At 63.1% G+C, this 21,679-nt stretch carries 17 protein-coding genes and 1 pseudogene; 12 read left to right on the top strand and 6 right to left on the bottom strand.

The features are described 5' to 3' along the window. The first annotated feature begins 10 nt into the window (after positions 1-10). The 9 genes from KEC55_RS30805 to KEC55_RS30845 all read left to right on the top strand — a co-directional run bounded on the left by KEC55_RS30805 (position 11) and on the right by KEC55_RS30845 (position 10,662). Positions 11-1,489, top strand: a complete 1,479-nt coding sequence (locus tag KEC55_RS30805) for a flavin monoamine oxidase family protein (RefSeq protein WP_282508815.1) — start codon at positions 11-13, stop codon at positions 1,487-1,489. Beyond that, the gene (locus KEC55_RS30810) at positions 1,490-2,170 is read left to right on the top strand and encodes a c-type cytochrome (RefSeq protein ID WP_282508816.1); all 681 of its coding nucleotides are present in this window, start codon (positions 1,490-1,492) and stop codon (positions 2,168-2,170) included. A gap of 173 nt (positions 2,171-2,343) precedes the next feature. Then, positions 2,344-3,474 carry a saccharopine dehydrogenase family protein gene (locus KEC55_RS30815; protein ID WP_282508817.1) on the top strand — a complete coding sequence of 377 codons (1,131 nt, stop codon included), beginning with the start codon at positions 2,344-2,346 and terminating at the stop codon, positions 3,472-3,474. A 42-nt stretch (positions 3,475-3,516) separates the two neighbouring features. Continuing rightward, complete coding sequence (locus KEC55_RS30820; RefSeq protein ID WP_282508818.1) at positions 3,517-5,070, top strand: AMP-binding protein; 1,554 nt, start codon at positions 3,517-3,519, stop codon at positions 5,068-5,070. A gap of 25 nt (positions 5,071-5,095) precedes the next feature. Further along, positions 5,096-6,337 carry a thiolase family protein gene (locus KEC55_RS30825; RefSeq protein WP_282508819.1) on the top strand — a complete coding sequence of 414 codons (1,242 nt, stop codon included), beginning with the start codon at positions 5,096-5,098 and terminating at the stop codon, positions 6,335-6,337. An 11-nt stretch (positions 6,338-6,348) separates the two neighbouring features. Continuing rightward, positions 6,349-7,824: an NAD(P)/FAD-dependent oxidoreductase gene (locus KEC55_RS30830; RefSeq protein ID WP_282508820.1), complete on the top strand. Its 1,476-nt coding sequence runs from the start codon at positions 6,349-6,351 to the stop codon at positions 7,822-7,824. Positions 7,825-7,991: 167 nt separating this feature from the next. Then, complete coding sequence (locus KEC55_RS30835; protein ID WP_282508821.1) at positions 7,992-8,669, top strand: TetR/AcrR family transcriptional regulator; 678 nt, start codon at positions 7,992-7,994, stop codon at positions 8,667-8,669. A 170-nt stretch (positions 8,670-8,839) separates the two neighbouring features. After that, complete coding sequence (locus KEC55_RS30840; protein WP_282508822.1) at positions 8,840-10,129, top strand: acyl-CoA dehydrogenase family protein; 1,290 nt, start codon at positions 8,840-8,842, stop codon at positions 10,127-10,129. Between the two features lie 146 nt (positions 10,130-10,275). Continuing rightward, a complete protein-coding gene (locus tag KEC55_RS30845) occupies positions 10,276-10,662 on the top strand; it encodes a hypothetical protein (protein ID WP_282508823.1) in 387 nt (128 codons plus the stop codon). A 227-nt stretch (positions 10,663-10,889) separates the two neighbouring features. On the opposite strand, the gene KEC55_RS30850 is transcribed toward KEC55_RS30845, so the two are convergent. Continuing rightward, positions 10,890-11,186, bottom strand: coding sequence for an EthD family reductase (locus KEC55_RS30850; protein WP_282508824.1), 297 nt, complete (start codon positions 11,184-11,186; stop codon positions 10,890-10,892). An 809-nt stretch (positions 11,187-11,995) separates the two neighbouring features. Here KEC55_RS30850 and KEC55_RS30855 point away from each other — a divergent pair. Further along, positions 11,996-13,593: pseudogene (locus KEC55_RS30855) on the top strand (Re/Si-specific NAD(P)(+) transhydrogenase subunit alpha). 13 nt (positions 13,594-13,606) lie between these two features. Beyond that, on the top strand, positions 13,607-15,019 hold the full coding sequence (pntB, locus tag KEC55_RS30860) for a Re/Si-specific NAD(P)(+) transhydrogenase subunit beta (RefSeq protein WP_282508825.1): 1,413 nt from the start codon (positions 13,607-13,609) through the stop codon (positions 15,017-15,019). 261 nt (positions 15,020-15,280) lie between these two features. On the opposite strand, the gene KEC55_RS35165 is transcribed toward pntB, so the two are convergent. The 5 genes from KEC55_RS35165 to KEC55_RS30875 form a co-directional block, all read right to left on the bottom strand. Then, entirely contained in the window at positions 15,281-15,436 is a 156-nt protein-coding gene (locus tag KEC55_RS35165) for a beta-ketoacyl synthase N-terminal-like domain-containing protein (RefSeq protein ID WP_432626307.1), read from the bottom strand. Between the two features lie 45 nt (positions 15,437-15,481). After that, a complete protein-coding gene (locus tag KEC55_RS30865; RefSeq protein WP_282508826.1) occupies positions 15,482-16,282 on the bottom strand; it encodes a thioesterase family protein in 801 nt (266 codons plus the stop codon). Further along, positions 16,185-16,529: an acyl carrier protein gene (locus tag KEC55_RS35170; protein ID WP_432626321.1), complete on the bottom strand. Its 345-nt coding sequence runs from the start codon at positions 16,527-16,529 to the stop codon at positions 16,185-16,187. The genes KEC55_RS30865 and KEC55_RS35170 overlap by 98 nt, the downstream gene beginning before the upstream one ends. Positions 16,530-16,803: 274 nt before the next feature. Then, on the bottom strand, positions 16,804-18,690 hold the full coding sequence (locus tag KEC55_RS30870) for an FAD-dependent oxidoreductase (RefSeq protein ID WP_282508827.1): 1,887 nt from the start codon (positions 18,688-18,690) through the stop codon (positions 16,804-16,806). A gap of 444 nt (positions 18,691-19,134) precedes the next feature. Further along, a complete protein-coding gene (locus tag KEC55_RS30875; RefSeq protein ID WP_282508828.1) occupies positions 19,135-19,845 on the bottom strand; it encodes an NAD(P)H-dependent oxidoreductase in 711 nt (236 codons plus the stop codon). A gap of 123 nt (positions 19,846-19,968) precedes the next feature. Between KEC55_RS30875 and KEC55_RS30880 the strand changes: the two genes are divergently transcribed. After that, a complete protein-coding gene (locus KEC55_RS30880) occupies positions 19,969-20,952 on the top strand; it encodes a GlxA family transcriptional regulator (RefSeq protein ID WP_282508829.1) in 984 nt (327 codons plus the stop codon). Positions 20,953-21,679 lie beyond the last annotated feature (727 nt).

The following is a 21,679-nucleotide window of genomic DNA, read 5'->3' on the forward strand; positions in this document are numbered from 1 at the left end:
AGCACTTGAAATGAATCGCAAGTACAAGCCGGACGTAAAGACCCGGCGTCAGATACTGCGCCTCGCGGCAGTGGGCGCCGCGTCGCTCGCGGCCGGCGACGTGTCGTTCGCGGAAGGCGCTGTTACGGCCTCCGCCGATCGGGGCGTGTTCGATGTCGTCATCATCGGTGCCGGGCTTGCCGGGTTGACCGCCGCGCGCGACCTGAAGCGTGCCGGATGCGAGTCGTTCGTCGTGCTCGAGGCGCGCGATCGCGTCGGCGGCCGGACCTTCAACCACGACCTCGGGCATGGCGTCGTGTCGGAAGCCGGCGGTCAGTGGATCGGCCCCGGGCAGACGGCGATCGCCGATCTTGCGCGCGAGCTCGGCGTCGATACGTTCCCGACTTATTACGCGGGCAAGACGGTCGTGCTGGCCGGCGACGCGCGCGTCGCCCAGGATTTTCACGGCGGCTCGGGCGGCGACGACGCGATCGGCGCGAAGCTCGGCGCGCTCGCGCGCGGCGTGCCGTCCCGCGAACCGTGGACCGCGCAGCACGCGGCGGAACTCGACAAACTGACCTACGGCGACTGGCTGCTCAAGCAGGGCGTGACCTACGAGGACGGCTACTTCCTCGGCCTCGCGGCGAAGCTGTCGCTCGGAGGGGCACCGGCGCAACTTGGGCTGCTGCACTACCTGTCGGTGATCAACAGCGCCGACAGCGACTACGCGAAGCTCGAATCGATCAAGGGCGGCGCACAGGAAACGCGTTTCGTCGGCGGCTCGCAGGTGTTGAGCCTCCGGATGGCGAAAGAGCTCGGCGAGAAGGTGCAACTGTCCTGCCCGGTGCGCAAGATTTCGGGCTGGGATCGCGACCTGGTCGACGTGCAGACCGATCGCGGCGTGATCCGCGCGCGGCGCGTGATCGTCGCGCTCAATCCGGCGCTGTGCAACCAGATCGTGTTCGATCCGCCGCTGCCGGAAGGCCGCGCGCAACTGCAGCGGAACTGGCCGGCCAACGCGCCGATGCGCAAGACGGTGCATGTGTACGAGCGGCCGTTCTGGCGCGACGATGGCTACAACGGGCAGATCTTCGAGGTCGGCGGCCCGGTCTTCATGGCGTACGACAACTCGCCGCCGGACGGTTCGGTCGGCGTGCTCGCCGCGTTCGTCGCGCCGGGCGCGTTGCCGGCCGAGTCGAAGGCCGCCGAACAGATGCTGTCGGCCATCTTCGCACGCGCGCTCGGCGACAAGGCGCTGCACCCGACGCAGTTTCACGACTACGACTGGGGCCGCGTCGATCCGTGGACGCTGCAGTGCATTCACCCGCTGCCGCCTGGCTTCTGGACGAAGTGGGGCAAGTATCTGCGCCCGGAGGCGGGCCGGTTGATCTGGTCGGGCACCGAGACGGCCGATGTCTGGCCTGGTGCGATGGACGGCGCCGTGCGCTCGGGGCATCGCGCGGCGCTGCAAGCGCTCGGCAAGCTGGCCGGCCGCGGCGGGGAGGTCTGAATGAAACGAACCTGGATGATCGGCGCCGCGCTTGTGGTGGCGGGCGTGGTTGCCGCAGGCGTGCACTACGGGCCTGACCTCGTCGATGGCATGCGTTACCAGAAGGCGATGACCGCGATCGGTGATGCGGACAAGGCCAACGGCGGCGCGTGGCCGCAGCCGCAGGAGACGTGCTTCTTCTGCCACGGTGTGCATGGCCAGGCGCAGAACGCGTGGTATCCATCGCTGTCCGGGCAGCCGGCCACATATATCGCTGCACAACTGCGCGCGTTCGCGACCGACCAGCGCCGCAACGCGTATATGGGGCCGCTCGCGCGCGAACTCGACGACGCGAAGATCGATGCGCTGGCGACCTATTTCGCGCGGCAGGCGCCGGCGCGCAACGAAGCCGTGGCGGCCGACGCCGCGCTCGACACGCGCGGAAGGGCGCTGGTCGAGGCCAGAAGCTGCCAGGCCTGTCATGGCGCGGCGCTGACAGGCAAGGATCAGGCGCCGCGTCTCGCGGGCCAGGGGCAGCTTTACCTGGAAGCGCAGCTCGCGGTGTTCCGGTCGGGCGAGCGGCACGACCCGACGGGTGCGATGAATGCATTGGCTGCGACGTTGTCGGTCGACGATACGCGCGCCGTTGCGCACTACCTGGCCGGCCTGTCGCCGGACAGTGCCGGCGGTGCGGCCCGATGATGCGCGTAGGGAGTCAGGGCCGGGAATACCCTGCCTTTTTCTGCGCGTCTATTTTTGGCATAGTGACCTATGATTGTTAGTGTTTTCTATAAAGAAACGCCCCCGATGTGAAGCGGCAGTACCCGACGTTCGACTCAACCGATTTTTGACAACTTACGTTTCAGGAGACAACCATGGCTAAGCACCCCGTCGTCGTTTATGGCGCAAGCGGTTACACCGGCATGTTGATCATGGACTGGCTGATCGACCAGAACATCCCGTTCACGGCGGTCGCACGCAACGCGGGCCGCGCGAAGGAAATGATGGCGCAGCGCGTCGTGCGCCTCGAATCCGCGGAATACGAAATCATCGAGGCGGAGCACACCGTCGATGCGCTCGTGAAGGCGTTTCGCGGTGCGAAGGTGGTGTGCAATACCGTCGGGCCGTTCTCGAGCTTCGGGCTCGTCGGCGTCGAGGCTGCACTGAAGGCCGGCTGCCATCACCTCGATACGACCGGCGAACAGTCGTATATCCGCGACGTGCGCGACCAGTTCGGCGAGCAGTACCGGCAGGCCGGCCTGCTGGTGTCGTCGTCGAACGCGTATATGTACACGTTTGCCGAGATCGCCGCGGAGCTCGCGCTCGAGACGCCGGGCATCGATGCGCTGGAGACGGCCACGCTGACGCGCGGTCCGCGCGGCACTGCCGGCGTCAGCATCGGTTCGGCAGCGACGATTTTCGACGGCGCGCGCCACGAAGCCTGCTACCTGTGGGAGAAGGCGCTCGTCCCGCACGCGCCGGACGCGTCGTTCACCGTCGCGACGCCCGAACTCATGCAGCCGGTGTTCTGCCTGCCGTGGGGCGGCACGTCGCTGCCCGTCTACTTCGAGCGCGATCCGCGTGTGCGCAGCTGCATCTCGTGCGTGGGCTTCTACGACAACAACGTGATGAAGCTGGTGCACCAGTTCGGGCAGAAGTGGGAAGCCGAGTACAAGCACCTGCCGCGCGAACAGCAGGACGCGGTGCTGAAGCAGGCGGTCAATTCGACCACGCCGACGATGCCGCCGCGCGAACGCACGACGATCCAGCGCAGCGTCGACGTCGCGATCGGCCGCGGCCAGCTCGCGTCGGTGCGTGCGACCGTGCACGGCATCACGCCGTACATCTCGACGGGCGCGATTCATGCCGCCGGCGTGCTCAAGCTGCTCGACGGCGACGTGGCTCGCACGGGTTTCGCGTCGGGCTCGAAGGCATTCGGGCATCGCTACCTGCTCGGTTTCCTCGAACAGCGCGGGCTCGCGCGCGCCACGGTCACGCAACTGTGACGGGCGCGGCGTTACCGGACCAGACTCAACGGAACATGTGACATGGCCATTATCGATTTCTACGACCGCGGGTGGCGCCTCAATCCCGACGGCATCGCTTATATCCAGGACGAACGCAGCTACACGTTCCAGGAGATCGGCGAGCTGTCGTGCCGCATCGCCAACGGGCTGCTTGCCGCCGGCTTCGCGAAGGAGGCGAAGGCGGCGGTGTGGGCGGACAACGACGTGATCGGCTGGAGCTGCGCGCTCGGGATGTGGCGCGCCGGGCTCGCGTATATCCCGGTGAACGGGCGCAACGCGGTGGCCGAGAACCAGTACGCGCTCGATGCGTTCGACTGCGAAGTGCTGTTCTTCCATCAGGCGTTCGCGCCCGTGATCGACGCACTGCGGCCGAGCCTGCCGAAGATCCGGCTGTGGGTGTGCCTCGACGCCGACCTGCCGTGGGCGCCGTCGCTGGCCACCTGGAGCGGGTGCCAGCCGGCGACGCTGCCGGCCGTCGAATACGCGATGGACGACGTCGTCGCGTTGTCGGCCACGGGCGGCACGACCGGCGCGCCGAAGGGCGTGATGAACACGCACCGTTCGCTGCAGACGTACTTCGCACAGTTCATGATCGCGATGACGTACGGCGACGCGCGCCCGGTGAATCTCGCTGCGGCGCCAATGACGCACACCGCCGGCATGATGTCGCTGCCGTGTACCGCGCGCGGCGGCACGGTGGTGGTGCTGCCGAAGCCCGATCCCGCGCTGCTGCTCGGCGCGATCGTGAAGCATCGCGTGACCGAGTTCTTCCTGCCGCCGACGGTGATCTACCGTCTGCTCGACATCCCGGGCATCGACAAGGTCGATTTCTCGTCGCTGCGTTACTTCCTGTATGGCGCCGCGCCGATGTCGGTCGAGAAGCTCAAGCGCGCGATCGACGTGTTCGGCCCGGTGATGACGGGCGGCTACGGACAGACCGAAGCGCCCGCGTCGATCTCGTACCTGACGCCTGCCGAGCACTTCGTCGATGGCCGGCTCGCATCGGACGAGCGGCTGTCGTCGGTCGGCCGCCCGAATCCGCTGGTGCGCGTCGAGATCATCAACGATCGCGGCGAGGTGCTGAAGCAGGGCGAGACTGGCGAGATCTGCGTGCGCGGCGATATCGTGATGAAGGGGTACTACCGCGCGCCGGACAAGACGGCCGAGACGATCGTCGATGGCTGGCTGCACACCGGCGACATCGGTCATCTCGATACGGAAGGCTACCTGCACATCACCGATCGCAAGAAGGACATGATCATCAGCGGCGGCTTCAACGTCTATCCGAGCGAGGTCGAGCAGGTGATCTGGGCGCATCCGGCCGTACAGGATTGCGCGGTGATCGGCGTGCCCGACGACACGTGGGGCGAGGCCGTGAAGGCCGTCGTCGAGCTGAATGCCGGCCAGCAGGTCAGCGCGGAGGAACTCGTCGCGCTGTGCAAGGAGAAGCTCGGCTCGGTGAAGGCGCCGAAGAGCGTGGACTTCGTCGCCGCACTGCCGCGCAGCACGGCCGGCAAGGTGCTGAAGAAGGACCTGCGCGAACAGTACTGGCATGGCCAGCAACGCAGGATCTGAACCCGATTCATATGGATTCCATACGATGAGCAACATCTACATCGCCGGCATTGCGATGACCGTGTTCGGCCGGCACCTCGACCGTAGTCTCGACGACCTGGCGCGCGAGGCGCTGCAGCGTGCGTTGCGTGACGCCGGCTGCCATGCCGATGCGATCCGCGCCGCGTTCTATTCGGGCATCACCAACGGCGCGTTGCAGGGGCAACTGTCGATTCCAGGTCAGGTCCTATTCAGCAAGATCGGCCTTGAAGGCATTCCGGTGTTCAACGTCGAGAATGCGTGTGCGTCCGGTAGTACGGCCGTGCACCTGGCAGTGCGGCAGCTTCAGTCGGGCGCGTGCGATGTTGCGCTCGCGCTCGGCGCGGAAAAGATGAACGTCGCGGACAAGGCGAAATCCTTCGCGCTGTTCGAGGGGGGCTGGGACGTGTCGCGGGTCGACGAGAACTTCGCGACGCTCGCGCGGCTCGGCGAAGGGATCGAGCCGCCGCCCGGCTCGGAATCCGACCGCCCGTACAGCCGCTTCATGAAGATCTACGCGGCGCTGTGCCGGCATCACATGCACACGTACGGCACGACGCAGCGGCAGATCGCCGCCGTGTCGGCGAAGAATCACGGGCATTCGGTGCACAACCCGTATTCGCAGTTCCGCCAGCCGTTCACGGTCGACGAGGTGCTCGCGGCGGCGCCGATCACGTACCCGATCACGCTGCCGATGTGCGCGCCGCTGTCGGACGGCGCGGCAGCCGCGATCCTGTGCACGGAGGAGGGGCTGGAGCGTATCGGCGCCGATCGCAGCCGCTGCATCCGGATCGCCGCGAGCGTGCTGCGCAGCTTCACGCGACGGCGCGCCGACGAGCCGCACAAGCACATCGGCCGGCTCGCTGCGCTGCAGGCTTACGAGCAGGCCGGCGTGGGACCGGAGGACATGGACGTCGCCGAAGTGCACGACGCGTCGGCGATGGGCGAAATCATCCAGGCCGAGAACCTCGGTTTCGTGCCGTTCGGCGAAGGCGGCCCGGCAGCCGAGCGCGGCGAGTTCACGCTCGGCGGGCGCATCCCGATCAACACGTCGGGCGGCCTCGAATCCAAGGGCCATCCGCTCGGCGCGACCGGCATCGGGCAGCTGTACGAACTGGTCACGCAGTTGCGTGGCGAGGCGGGTGCGCGGCAGGTGGACGGTGCGCGACATGCGATCCAGGAGAACGGAGGCGGCTTGCAGGGCGTCGAGGAAGCGGCGCTGGCGATTCACATTCTCAGTCGGGACTGACGGAGGCGGACATGAGCGACGCACATGGCGCGATAGTGCTCGGGCAGGCAGGACAGGCGGCGCGGCAAGCGTCGCACGGCGTCGGCGCGGCGGCGTCGATGCAGGCAGTGGGGGCCGACGCGACCGGACCGCTGGCGCGCTGGGGCGAGGAAATCCGCGCCGATGCCGCGTTGCAGAAGTATCGACCCGTCGGCGGATGGATCGAGCCGCCGGATCATGCACAGCCGTCGCTCGAGGGCGACGTCCGCGCCGACGTGATCGTCGTCGGCGCGGGTTTCGCCGGCTTGTCCACCGCGCTTGAGCTGGCGGCGCGCGGCGCGAGCGTCGTCGTGCTCGAACGCGAGTTCGCGGGCTTCGGCGCGAGCGGGCGTAACGCCGGTTATCTCGCCGGCGGCCAGGGGCTCGAGTACGAGCTGTTCCTCAAGCGTGTCGGGCACGAACAGGCGAAGCAGATCGTCGGGTTCTACGACGAAGGCGTGGCCTACGTCGAGCGCAAGCTCGCCGAATACGCGATCGACTGCGACTACCGCGCGTCGGGCATCATCCGCGCGGGCGTGCATCCGTCGCAAGAGAAGCGGTTGCGCGAGAGCATGAAAACCGGCATCGAACTCGGCTCGCCCGCGCAGTTTCTCGATGGCGCGGCGATGCGCGAACGCGGGATTCCGCCGGCTTTCCTGTTCGGCGCGTACGTACCGGGCGGCGGCACGCTCGATCCCGGCAAGTACGTGACGGGGTTGCGGCGCGCGGCGCTCGCGGCCGGCGTGAAGCTCTACGAGAACACCGCGCTGCTCGATTTCGACGAAGGCGAGACGGTGCGCGTGCGCACCGCACGTGGCAGCGCGAGTGCGCCGGTGCTGGTGCTGGCCACCAACGCATACACGCCGCAGCTCGGCCTGCTCGGCGACAAAGTGATGCCGTTGCGCGTGTCGGCGCTCGAAACCGAGCCGCTGTCCGATGCGCAGCTTGCTGCGCTCGGCTGGCCGAATCGCGAGGGCATCGTTACGTCGCACCTGACGATGGAGAGCCATCGCCTCACCGCGCGCAACACGCTGCTGCTGACGACCAAGCGGCTTCATTACGTCTACGGCTCGCAGACGCCGAACGTCCCGGATGACGACGCGTATCGTTCGCTCGTGAAGGCGCTGTACGCGCGCTTTCCGCAACTGGGCAACGTGCCGGTGCGCGCGTGCTGGTCCGGCTATATCTCGTTCGCCGGCGACGCGCTACCGGTGGTCGGTGCAGCCGGCGCGCACAAAAACGTGTTTTATACGGCCGGCTGCTCGGGGCATGGCGTGGGCACGCAGTCGCTGATCGGGCGTGTGCTGGCCGAACGGATCGAGGGCGGGCACTCGCCGCTGCTTGACGCGCTGACGCACAAGACGCCGTCGGCGCCGCCGGAGCCGTTGCGATGGTGCACGATCAATGCGATGCTCGGCGTCGCGAACCTGCTCGACGAGCGCGTGAACCGCCAGGCGCGGCAGATGTAGCGTCGCACGCGATCGTCACGACGTTGAAACGTGCATCCGGCCGGACTGTCCAGTCGACGGGTGGTTCGATGGAAAACGAGGCTCGCATAAGGTATAGTCGTTTGCGCTCCGTAAGGTACGGAGCGTCAATTCAACGAAGCCGAAACGCCACTTTTACGACGAACACGATGACAGTGCCCAACGAGCAGCGCAGCGGTAAAAAGCGGCGCACTTCGACTGCAGCCCCCGCAGCAGCAAGCAACCCGGACGGTTTGCGAGCGCAAGGCCTGCGCACCCGCAACACGATTATTCGCGTCGCGCGGAAGCTGCTGCTGGAAAACGGCCCGCTGGAATTCTCGCAACGCGCGGTGGCAGCGGCCGCAGGGATCAGCGTCAGCAATCTGCAGTACTACTTCCCGACCCGGATCGCCGTATTGCGGGCCGTCATCGAGCCGGTTATCGACACCTATCTCAAAGACATGAAGCGCGCGATCAGCACCGACGCGTCGCCGCGCGACGTGTTCGAGGAGATATTGGTGCGCTCGATCTCCGATGCGAAAGATGCCAAGTACAATGCGTTGTTCCGACACTTTCTGTCGTTCTCGGCGACCGATCCCGAGTGCTTCAAGCTTTACGACGAATGGTATGAGACGCTCACGCGCGATCTCGCGCAGTTGCTGCGCACCGTCAATCCTGCGTTCAGTGCGGCCGACAGCCGACACGCAGCGACGATGCTGATCGCGCTGGCGGACGGCCTCGCGATGCAGTACGGCGCAGGGCGGCATACGCATGCGCTCGACGCGTATTTCACGGCGACGTCGCGCGCGATCGCATACGGTACGCTGACCGTGCCCGCTGGCAAATAACGACGGCCTTCACAGTCGCAGTACCGAAAGAGACAGGGGAATACCCTGTCTTTTTTTTGCTTCCATCATTTGTCATGATGACCTATCTTATGTATGTATTACTAGATACGAGATGGCCGGGTGCAGTTGCTGCCTGGTCCACATGACTGGAGTCCAGGAGGAGAACGGAGATGATTCGTCTGAACAAGTCTGCGGCGCTGCCCGTGGTCGGCATGACCGGCTTCGAGACGCCGCTGAGCGAAGAGGAAAGTGCAATCCAGCATACGGTTCACCGCTTTGCGCGCGACGTGCTGCGACCGATCGGCCGCGAGCTCGACCGGATGACGCCGGAGGAGGTGATCGCGCCGGGCTCGCCGTATTGGGCCGCCATCGTCGAGAGTGCGAAGCTCGGGCTCGATCCGCAACTGATCGCGCAATTTCCGCCGGAGACGGCGGTGCGCATCGAGTCGCTGATCGGTGAGGAACTCGGTTGGGGCGATTCGGGCCTTGCCGTGTCGATCGGCGCGGCCACGATGCCGCTGATGATGGCGCAGACGGTCGGCAATCCGGAGCTGATCGAGATGTGCGCGGGCAAGGTCGGCTGCTGGATGAACACGCAGCCCGATCGCGGGTCGGACGCGGCAATCCTGTATCGGCAGGAACTCAGCGCGAACGGCAGGCAGCCGGTCGGGAACGTGACCGCGAAGGTCAGCGCCGATGAAATCGTGATCAACGGGCAAAGCTCGGCGTGGATCTCGAACGGGTCGGTGGCGCAGGTCGCGCTGGCCTACATGGCGGCCGACTACGGCGACGGGTTCTACGGCGAAGGCGAGCGTAGCGCGTTCACGAACGGCATCGCGATGATCCTGCCGCTCGACCTGCCCGGCGTGTCACGCGGCAAGCCGCTCGACAAGATCGGCCAGCGCTCGCTGCCACAGGGTGAAATCTATTTCGACAACGTGAAGGTGCCGAAGCGCTTCGCGGTCGCGTTGAAGGACGACTATCTCGGCAACCTCGCGTCGACGTGGTCGTATGCGGGTACGCACATGTGCCAGGTGTTCGTCGGCGCGGCGCGCGCGGCGTTCGAACTGGCGCTCGCGTATTGCCACGAGCGCAAACAGGGCGGCGCGCTGCTGATGGATCACCAGATGACGCACCTGCGCATCGGCGAGATGCTGCGCCGGCTGGAGATGGCGCGTGCGATCGCGCGCCGCAGTCTCGCGTTCTCGCGCATGTCGCCGCAGAGCCATCCGTATGCGACCGCGCAGGCTAAGGTGAGCGTGACCGAGGAAGCGATGAAGATCACGCACGAGGCGTTCCAGCTGTTCGGCGGCAACGGTACCACGCGCGAGTTCCCGATCGAGAAGTTGTTCCGCGACGTGCGTTCGGCGCTGATCGAGGACGGCGAGAACTATATTCTCGCGTCGCGGCTCGGTGTGCTCGCCGGGGAGCTTTACCAGAACGGGTGGACGCGCGAATAGGACCGCGTGATAGAGCCGGCACGCGCGGCGGCTTGGCCGGTGCGCGTTGCCCGTCACAATTACGCGCTGGAAGTGCCGTCCCCGTATCTGATTGTCGATTCAAACCGCCAAAAGCTATACGAAAGAAGCGGTTTCCGAAAAATGTGATGGCGATTATTGAAGTAAAAGTGATTCAGAGTGCGAATCAATTAAATCAAATAAAGATCCATCAATATTTTTCGATCTCAATAAAAATTTCGGCACCACGCCTTGATGATCGCCTTGGCTTTGCCCAACGTTTCGAACCAATGCGTTCGTGGAACACCTCGCTACTTGCGTTTCAACACCAACCCGGAAGTCGTGTCGAGGGCGATCCTGAAGCGGGCGCGCGGAACAGCATGGAGATGGCGCTCGTTGATTCCGGCAAGCCTCGGCGGAACCGTACGGACGAAAGCTTCTACTGCAGGTTCCATGACGACCGAGGAGTTCAAGCAGAAGTGCTGTTCAACTTAAGAGCCCGAGGCAGTTTCCAAAGATTGAAACGGCTTGAGTAAATCAGGTAAGTAGTTCCGATGTTGACCGCGGAAGACTATAACTTCATGTGGAACTGCCGACCGGAATAGATAGTGTTACGCAACGGTATGGTGAAACTAGGATGTGGCTACGTCGCATGAGTTCGCGGAATTTCCCCGCTTCGACAACGTATGTAACTTATGCGCTTGTTGTAAGGAGGTGAAGGAGCCGCCTGACGCACGAGGATTCAGACGGCCTTCGAACTTGTTCAGTCGTCTGCGCGGAAGATCGTCGGAGCAATATTGGTGAAATTTGGCACGTCGCCGATCACTTCAGCGGTTTTTGCGGACGAAAGTGCGGCAGAGAGTGCGGCTTGATCGGTGAATTTGAGAATTACCACCCCGGCGAAGGGTTGGGGTGCGACAGACGGGAACAAAATCTCTGCCGATTGCAGACCAAACTCACTCCATGCAGTGCGAGCAAGCGGAATGTGCTTGGAAAGATAGTAGTCACGATCAAATGTGCTGCCTTCAGTTGCGGGGTAACTTACGATAAGTGTGGCCATGTCAACCTTGGTGAAATTATGTTGAACGGACCGCAATGCGGTCCAGATGAACCGGTCCTAGGAAAGGAAATCGGCGAATTTTGACAACCGGGAACCATCGCAACTGTCTCCCGCGGATGTGGGGCCGATGCTCGTTGCGATGAAGACAGCACCCTTTGTAAGGGGAGCTTGTAGAGAACGTAAGAAGCGAGAGGAAGTGTAGCAGTGCACCGCTTCGCACACAACGCTGCCGATGTCGATTTTGGAACTCATCGCACGATGACCCTCACTCTTAGGTGGAAGATTCAGGGATTGAATACCCTGCGATTCAGAAGATAAATTTCAAGAAGACTCCGTGAATCGCTATGCTCAATGCTTTTGTTCCAGCTTGTTTGGGTACCGAAAGATTCGTATAGAGAGAAAGGCTCGAGAACGAATCTGTTTGATCCGACGCGAAAGGTCGAACTTGGCGCCGGGGCGAGCCGTGGAATCGTCGAAGAGATCGCGAGACTGCTAGCGGACCAGGGTGAACATGTGATCGTGTCGAGCCGCAAGATGGGAGGTTGCAAAGCGTTCGCCGACGCGCTTGTCGAGGCGGGCGGCCAAGCCGAAGCACTGGCGTGCCACCCAGGCCGTGTTTGTCTACTTGAATGTTGGACTGCTTACCGTCGTGCGAATGTTTTCAAGATTGATCAAGTTCGAATTCTGCATTGAGTCGCTGAGTCGACTCGCTGTACTTGGTCGAGGTTCGAGTTGATTTCCTCGTGCTTTCGATTGCTTAGCATGTGGGCCGGAAATTCATGCGCTGGCCGCTACTGACGATTCATGATATGACATTACAGATTGGGATTCCTCTGGAGACAGCCACCGGCGAACGGCGCGTAGCGACCGTCCCCGAAGTGGTCGAGAAGCTGATCAAGCTGGGGTTTTCGGTCGCCGTCCAAAGCGGCGCCGGTGCCGGCGCGAACTTTGATGACGACGCCTACCGTGCGGCCGGCGCAACCGTTGCCACAACGGCGGCCGACCTCTGGTCCGGCAGCGACATCGTGTTCAAGGTGCGCCCGCCGACCGGCGAAGAAGTCGCGCTGATGCGCGAGGGCGGCACGCTGATCGGCTTCGTCTGGCCGGCGCAGAACCCCGAACTGATGGAGCAACTGGCCGCCAGGCGGGCCACCGTGCTGGCGATCGATTCGCTGCCGCGCACGCTGTCGCGCGCGCAGAAGATGGACGCGCTCACGTCGATGGCCAGCATCAGCGGCTACCGCGCGGTAATCGAGGCCGCGCACGCATTCGGGCGCTTCCTGAATGGCCAGGTCACGGCGGCCGGCAAGATTCCGCCGGCCAAGGTCTTCATCGCCGGTGCCGGCGTGGCCGGCCTCGCCGCGATCGGCACGGCCGCCAGCCTCGGCGCGATCGTGCGCGCCAACGACACGCGTGCGGAAGTGGCCGATCAGGTCAAGTCGCTGGGCGGCGAGTTCGTCAAGGTCGACTACGAAGAGGAAGGCTCGGGTGGCGGCGGCTATGCGAAGGTGATGAGCGAAGGCTTCCAGCAGGCGCAGCGCGCGATGTACGCGCAGCAGGCCAAGGACGCCGACATCATCATCACGACCGCGCTGATCCCCGGCAAGCCCGCGCCGAAGCTGATCACGGCCGAGATGGTGCAGTCGATGAAGCCCGGCAGCGTGATCGTCGACATGGCGCCGAACAGGGCGGCAACTGCGAACTCACGGTGCCCGGCGAGGCCGTCGTGCGCCACGGCGTGACGATCGTCGGCTTCACGGATCTCGCGTCGCGCCTGTCGCGGCAGTCGTCCACGCTGTATGCGACGAACCTGCTGCGCGTGGTCGAGGAGCTGTGCAAGGGCAAGGACGGCACGATCAACGTCGACTTCGACGACGACGCGATCCGCGGCCTCACCGTCATCAAGGAAGGCAACGTCACGTGGCCGCCGCCGCCGATCAAGCAGGCGGTTGTCGCGCCCAAGCCCCAGGCGGCGCCCGCAGCGGCCGCGCCCGCGAAGTCCAAGGGCCACGGCCATGCCGGCGAGCCGATGTCGGCCAAGGCGCTCGCGATCGTGTTCGCGGTCGGCGCGCTGGCTTTCCTGTTCGTCGGCCAGTTCGCGCCGGCAAGCTTCCTGTCGCACTTCACGGTGTTCGTGCTCGCGTGCTTCGTCGGCTACATGGTGATCTGGAACGTCACGCCGTCGCTGCACACGCCGCTGATGAGCGTGACCAACGCGATCTCGTCGATCATCGCGATCGGCGCGCTCGTGCAGGTCGCGCCGCCCCTCGGTGAACTGGCCAACGCGGGCGATCGCCCGTCCGGGCTGATCCTCGGCCTGGCGGTGGGCGCGCTGACGCTCACGGCCGTCAACATGTTCGGCGGCTTCGCGGTCACGCGACGCATGCTGGCGATGTTCCGCAAATAAGGGGACGACAACAATGACTTCAAACCTGACTACCGTCTCCTATATCGGCGCCGCGATCCTGTTCATCCTCAGCCTCGGCGGGCTGGCCAACCCTGAAACGGCACGCCGCGGCAACCTGCTCGGCATGATCGGCATGCTGATCGCGGTGCTGGCCACCGTGGCCGGTCCGCGCGTGTCGGCCGCGGGGATTCCGTACGTGGTCGCCGCGCTGGTCGTCGGCGGCGCCGTCGGCCTGTACGCCGCGAAGAAGGTGCAGATGACGCAGATGCCGGAACTGGTCGCGCTGATGCACAGCCTGGTCGGTCTCGCAGCCTGCCTGGTCGGCTTCGCGAGCTACATCGACACGTCGCTGCAGCTCACGGGCGCCGAGAAGGCCATCCACGAAGTGGAGATCTACGTCGGCATCCTGATTGGCGCGATTACCTTCGCGGGCTCGATCATCGCGTTCGGCAAGCTGTCGGGCAAGATCGGCGGCAAGCCGCTGCTGCTGCCGGCGCGGCACTGGATGAACCTGGCCGCGCTGCTGATCGTGATCTACTTCGGCCGCGCGTTCCTGCATGCGGAAAGCATCCAGGACGGCATGCTGCCGCTCGTCGTGATGACGGTGATCTCGCTGCTGTTCGGCGTGCACATGGTGATGGCGATCGGCGGGGCGGACATGCCGGTCGTGGTGTCGATGCTCAACAGCTACTCGGGCTGGGCGGCTGCGGCCACCGGCTTCATGCTCGGCAACGACCTGCTGATCGTGATCGGCGCGCTGGTCGGCTCGTCCGGTGCGATCCTGTCGTACATCATGTGCCGCGCGATGAACCGCAACTTCATCAGCGTGATCGCGGGCGGCTTCGGCAGCGGCGCAGGCGCGCCCGCGGCAGCCGGCGGCGGCGCGCAGCCGGCCGGCGAGGCGGTCGCGGTGAGCGCGGCGGAGACGGCCGAGCTGCTGCGCGAGGCGAAGCGCGTGATCATCGTACCCGGCTATGGGATGGCGGTGGCGCAGGCCCAGCACACGGTGTTCGAGCTGACGAAGCTGCTGCGTGAAAAGGGCGTCGACGTGCGTTTCGCGATTCACCCGGTCGCGGGCCGCATGCCGGGCCACATGAACGTGCTGCTCGCCGAAGCGAAGGTGCCGTACGACATCGTGCTCGAAATGGACGAGATCAACGGCGACTTCCCCGAGGCCGACGTGTCGATGGTGATCGGCGCGAACGACATCGTGAACCCGGCGGCGCAGGACGACCCGACGAGCCCGATCGCCGGCATGCCGGTGCTGGAGGTGTGGAAGGCGAAGACGTCGATCGTGATGAAGCGCAGCATGGCTTCGGGCTATGCAGGCGTCGACAATCCGCTGTTCTACAAGGACAACAACCGCATGTTGTTCGGTGATGCGAAGTCGATGCTCAGTGGAGTGTTCGACGCCTTGCAAGGCTGAACACGGAAAACCTGCGAGTTCAATCACCAAGAAGCAATTCGTTCGACTCGCGCCTGTTCGCGTGCGCGGCACGGCGTTCTACGCCTTCTACATTGTCTTACACGAGGATTGGAGGGTTAAAACGGTTGGTGTCCCGGTCGTACATCGGGACCCGCCTTGGCCGTTCATCGCCGTAAGTGTGGAGCTCGAACATGCCGGTGTTCGTCGGAAAGGAATCGGCGTCGGCGAAGTGCACGGCGCGCGGGTGATGGGCGAAGTCATTCAAGCCGAGATTCGTGCCACCGAAACTGAACGCGCTGATGACCGGACGGCAATTGCACCAGACTGCAAGAGTTGCCGATTTTCTCGGACATCGTTTGCGCCGGGTAGTCGGCAAGCGATACCAATCACGACCACATCAGACGAACATAAATTCATGGAGACAGGCGTCGAGTCAGTTTTCCAGTGCGAGCAAAAGGTGCGTCAGTCGGCTGTCCCCCGCACGCTTGCCAAGCTGCCGCGAAATTTCGCGAGTTGCCGCGATTCCGCAAGCAGGCGGCCGTCCGAATCGCGAAGCTCCCCGTCGATTACAAGCAGTCCGGAACACACCTCGTTCGAAACGAAGCGGGCGTGAATCGGTCCGGGAACGGGGCGGGCTTTCAAGTAAACCGAGTATTCGATGGTCGGTACGGAATCCCACGCGGCTGGCTCGATCACGTTGTAGACGGGGGGCGGGAAAGCGTCGGCGAAGAGCACCAGGGACTCAAGTGTCGAAGGAGACTCGTCCGCGAGCGAGATCCAGCCCTCAACAGCGGCCGTTCGATCAGGCCCGAAGTTTTGCAAGGATCCGGGTGCCAGATGCAGGTTGAACTGTGAGACGAACGACTGCATCGGCGCGGGTAGCGCGAGCGAATCGATGTTGATGCACGCAGGGAAGGGTGTGATATCGACCGGCTGGTTCGAAAGGCGCGCCGTGGCACCTGCCGTCCGCGAGAAGTCTGTGAATGTGGCGATGTAGTGCGCTTTGAGTTCGTCGTTCTGAACCAGCGCCAGCATGGCCCGTGACAGACTCTTTGTCGATCCTAGATCGCTGATGCGCGCAATCGCCGGCCCGGAAACTGGGTGCCCGACGAAGCTCGCATGGATGGCCAGGAGGTCCGGATGAGCACTGCGGACGGCGAGCGTTTCAGCTGCCAGCCGCGTGAGGTATCCGCCGTTCGGATAGCCCAGCACGTTGAATTGCGACGAAATGTCGATGGGAATTTCCGTGTAGTGTTCGGACATGTCTATTTTCCAAATGATGCGCCGATCGCTTGAGCGCACCGGGCGTCTGTGCGTAAAGGGCCGGCACGCTATCCGTGAAGCCCCGAATCGTGCGGCTGTCATAGATCATCGTGGGATCGATCTCCAGACCCGGCGTCTCTCCGAGCGCAAATGCGAGTTCCACGGACAGTACGGAATCGGCTCCCGACGAGTGAAAGCTCTCGCGCTGCACGTTTTTCGTCGAACACGGGCGCCGCAAGCCCGTCATGCATTCGGCAATCCAGGTGAGGATGCCCTCCGAAGTGAGGGGTGCTTGCACCAGGCTGCCTCGTCGGGCGATGGGAAGTTTGAATGCGGCGGATACCAGGAAGCTGCAGTGGACGTTCGATATCGGTGGCGCGGGTCAGGCAGCATCGGTCCCGCTATTGCAGGATGACGAACGATACGTGCCGCTGCCTGCCGGCAACGGAGAAACGGCGGACATCGGCAATGTAATCGCGCGCACCCAGTCAACGCCCGAGACGCGCCAAAGCCTTGTGCAACTAGCCCGGGACAGATACAAAAAGTCTTCGAGGCGGATCATTTGTCATGTCGTGGTCGCATCGGGTCAGGCTGTACACGAGCATCTTCAACTCATCGAGATGATCGGAGTAAAGACCACGAGGTGACGTTCCATACTTTTTGCAAAGGTGCGCGGCCGCAGCCACAGCGATCCCGTGTTGCGCCCCGTTCCCCATCAGCTTGATTGACGAAGCGGCCACATGTGTCACGCTGATGTGCTTTCCCGCCATCAAGAGGTTGTCGATGTCGGCAGAATAAAGGCATCGAAATGGCACGCTGTAGGACAGCTTGTCGCGCTGATCGAAAATCCAATCCTTGAGGCGGAAGTCGTATTTTCCTTCGCCGGGGCCCCATGCGCAGTGGATGCAGAATGCGCCGTCGTTGGCAATCAGGGCGTCGTCGAAACGCGTATGGTTTCGAATGTCGTTTTCGGTCAGCACATAATCGCCCCGATATCGACGGAATTCGCCTTGGGCCGCGACGTGGGCCATCCACTCAAACTCGAGGTTCGCGTATTTTTCCGCGTCCAGCCGTTTGACATTGGCAAACGTGCCGTATAGCGCACGCATCAGATAGTCGCGAACCTGCTCACCGGAGGTATATGGGTCCAGCCACTGGCCGTATTCCCAGAAATGCGTGGCGGGAAATACGTCGGCCTTGCTTCCAAACCTGAATTCCGGCGTTGCCGGATTCGATCCGGCCGCAGGGCCGGGCCCATTTTCGTGACCGACCGCCGAGAGTTGGCCACTCAGATTCGCATAGTCCTTTGCCACCTCCGTTGCCCACGGGACGTCCGGAAAAGGTACAGGGTGATCGGCCATCCGCGTCCGGAAGAAGAGCGTATTGCCATGGTGCATTTCATCGGCAACCTCCGGCGCATAAGCCTCGTCAAATTCCGACCTTGCCTCTCGGCCGAAGAGCGTTGCTCCACCCGCGAGCATGCCGAGAATGGCAACGCCGGATGAGTCAATGAACATTCCGCCGCGAATGCGGCGCTCGTGCCCGCCACGCGCACTCACCGTGTCGACGGACACGATGCGAGAACCTTCGCGCGCTACGCCTACGACCCGGTGCTCAAGGTACACGTTGGCCGTTGCTTCCGCTTCCAGCAGTCGAATCGCAGCCAGATCGCCGTCTGCGCTTCGTTCGGATAGCTCCTTGAGCAGGGCTCCCTGGGCGCCCCGCGGCATCAGCCCGATCTCCTTGCTGGCGTTGCCCCCCAGAACCGGTCGATCGTGGATGACCGCGACGCGCAAACCCAACCGCGCTGCGGTCAGTCCGGCGGCGCACCCTGAGATGCCGCCACCGACCACGACTACGTCGTAGAAGCCACCGTCCAGCGGCTCTGCGGGAAGACCCCGAAGGGCCTTGCGCCACGCCTTGAAGTCCGGGCCTACCTCGTTAGGCGGAATCGTGTCGTCTTCGGCAAAGTAGATCGCATCACATCGGCCACCAAAGCCCGTCAAATCGTGCAGGGCTACCCGGTTCTCTCCCTGTTGCAGAAAGACCCGGCCTACCGGCTGCCATGACCAGTCGCAACCGTTCTCGCCGAGTACCGTCTCGAGCCGCTCGCCATTGATCGAGATCTGAAAACGTCCAGGGTGATAGGAGGGGACCCAGTCCTTCGAACGCACCCAGACGGTTCGTTCGCCCGCCGCCTGCACGCTGATGGACGTGGTGGCATCTGCCACCGGTCGGCCCAGGCCATGCGCTAGCAGGTACGGGGCGCCCATCTGGGTTTCAAACTGTGAATCAAGAACCCAACCGCCATAGTTCTCGAAGTCCTCCCCCTGAAGGAGCAACCCCGCAGGCCTGACGTCGTGCAAGCAAGCTTCCGAAGTTACCGCTGAATCGTGTGTGAGCGTCATGGATGTCTCCATTTGAGTTGATCGCAGCATTCCGACCATAGTGCGTATACCCATACCTGCAGGTAGTTGAATTTCGTCGTTCGTGACGATCCGGCAGTCAATGCCTGCTGGGGCTTTCGCGTGCAAACAGAGCCGGATTCGCGGGCTCTTGGAGATCGTGGCGCCGATGCCGGTTCGTGGAACCGCCGCCATCCCCTTTTCATAGGCGATACTCCGCTTACAGGTACGGTTTAGATGGCTACGAGCAAGACATTTTGGGAGCAGAGGCGGATCGGGTACTCAGGCAGGAGACCTTCGGTGTCAAGGCGTCCAACAAGGCACCGGTACGCCATCCGAGGCGGAGTTTGTAACCTGCACCCTTGCTACCTGGTGGGGTTTTTGATTCGCCCCGACGTTGTATCCCGATGCTCCCGCACGCGACCGCCATCGTCGCTCCGTGTCCTGTCAGGTTGTGCCGTTGATCGGACACAACCTTTCGTCGAAGTCGTCAAGACTCGGGAATGAAAGCGGTGATTCCGTCGCGAGCGACGACAAGCGGCTTCGCCAGGCGGCCAGATAATCGAGTCGTACGTCGTGCGTAACATAAGGAACATGCCAGGCCACGAATGGCTCGAGTACATCGAGCCCGGTATAGCCGAGCGTGCCCTGCAGCAGCGGTCGCAGCATTCCGTTGAGTGGCCCGTGCACGCCATCGTCAGCGAACATGTGGGCCTGTCCACCCAGGGTGAGACTCACAACGGCGCGTTTTCCGCGAAGGCCACCGCGATTGTAGAAGCGCATACCGCCATAGACAGGACCGGAGACGAGAACCCGATCGATCCAGCCCTTGAGTATCGCCGGGGTCGAGAACCAGAACAGCGGAAAGTTCAGGATGAGCAAGTCGCATCGCATGAGCTTCTCGAGTTCGCCCTTGATGTCCGGGGCGATGGTGCCACTGGAAACGCCGTGACGCTGCTCGAGAGCATAGACGCAGTAGTCGGGATTGGCGCGCGTTCCGAAGTCGCCGGCGGACGCTACAGGATTGAAACCCATCGCATAGAGATCCGAAACTTCCACTTCGTGCCCGGCGTCCCCGAGCACATCGACTGCCGTGGTTTTGAGTGCCGTACAGAATGACTGCGGTTCGGGATGAGCGTGGACGATCAGGACTTTCATGACAGCTGGTCTCGTGACGAAAGGGTGTTGGATATCGGCAGTGACGACTGCGTATCGAAAGTTTCGTAGCGCCGCGAGCTGCTGTAAAGTGGCGGAAGTGACAAATACTTTGCGAAATAAGACATGCACCGCGCAGCCATCCTTGCATACGAAAATTGCTATGCCTTCAGCCTGGGAGGCTTCGCCGACATACTTCAGGTTGCGAACGCCCACCTGAGGCGGCAGAACGGGGAAGCGGGCGTGCGCTACGAGTGGCATTTCGTGTCGCAACATGGCGGTCCGATCAGGACCAGCAACGGTTTGGAGATCAGTACGCAACCGATTCGCCCGCGGCAGCGCTTCGACCTGGTGTTCGTCCCCAGTGCGCACTACGCCGGGCACAAGGCGTTCGACAAGCTGCTGGCGAGTCAATCGATGTCGTGCGACTGGCTGATCGCGCAATGGAACGCCGGTGCGTGTGTCGCGGCAAACTGCACCGGCACCTTCATTCTGGCGAAGACCGGCCTTCTGGACGGACGATCGGCGACGACGACGTGGTGGCTCGCCGACCAGTTTCGCGCCAGGTTTCCCCGCGTGAATCTTCAGGTCGAACCGGTTCTGACTGAAGTCGATCGCCTGATTTGTGCCGGTGCATCGGCATCCTATCTGCTACAGACAATTCACATCATCGAGCGTTTCTCTGGTCCGACGATTGCTTCGCTCTGCGCGAAAACCATGCTCATCGACGTCAGTCAGACCCGGCAAACGCCTTATCTCCCGTTGCTTGCCGACAAGGCCCATGGCGATTCACTGGTTCATCGCGCCCAACACCGCTTGCAGAAGAGCATGGCGGAAGAGGTTCGAATGTCCGCGCTCGCAAGCGAACTCGACGTGAGCGAGCGGACTCTCATCCGCCGCTTTCAGGCTGCGCTGAATCAGACTCCGCTGCGTTACTTGCAGAGCCTGAGAATTGAGGCGGCTCGTGGACTGTTCGAGGCTGGCGATCTGAGTATCGAGGAGGTTGCAGTCAAGGTCGGCTATAGCGACGTGAGCTCATTCTGCAGGTTGTTCAAGGAGCGGGTCGGACTGAGCCCGGGCGCGTACCGTGGACGCTTTCGAATATCCTGACCAGAAATTGCGCACACGAAGGCGACAATATAGCAGCTGGTTAATCCGCCGCCTCGACATCACCCTGTCTTGGGAGTGACATGATTTGTATTCCTTAGCGTAATTGACACGATCCTGATTTTAATCCGTGCCGGCACTAGAGTCGGAAGTTCAAACCTGCTGCTTTGCATCGTGCGCCCGCGTGGACGTCGCGCAATACTGCCAGATCATGCTCGCTGCAGGGCGCGTGGGGCCGGTTGTCCACCCCTGAAATTTACCGGTCCAATGAGAAAAACCACAACTCATGGCCGCCGGCTGCTAAGTAAGGTGCAGTTGCTGTTCATCCCGGCTGTGTAGTTGCGCCGGATCCGAAAAGTCTGTGGTAGCTATAGGGAATTCCAAGTTCTGTACGCGTGAACTCCTGGTCAGGTGTGTACCGCTGAATTGCAAGAGCGGGCGCTGGAGCAAGGAGGCGCCGGCTTGATGCAGTCAACAGTCGCCCACACGCGATTTCAGCGCGCAGCAGCCGGTGCATCGGTCGGTGGTTGATCACGTTGTAGCGCTGAGGGCGTGTGGCGACCTCTTCAAGCTATTGTTTTATTGAGGAATATTCGCAGGCGTTCGCGGCCGGCATGGGCCCTTGCAAGTTCCGATTTGAACGAAAAAAATTCCAAGTTGGACGCATCTCGACAGGAGGCGGGTCCCCGCAACTGCGAAGCGCGAAAACAAGAAATTTGCGCCATTTGCG

Origin of the sequence: Burkholderia cepacia (assembly GCF_029962485.1) — a bacterium.
GTDB lineage: Bacteria > Pseudomonadota > Gammaproteobacteria > Burkholderiales > Burkholderiaceae > Burkholderia.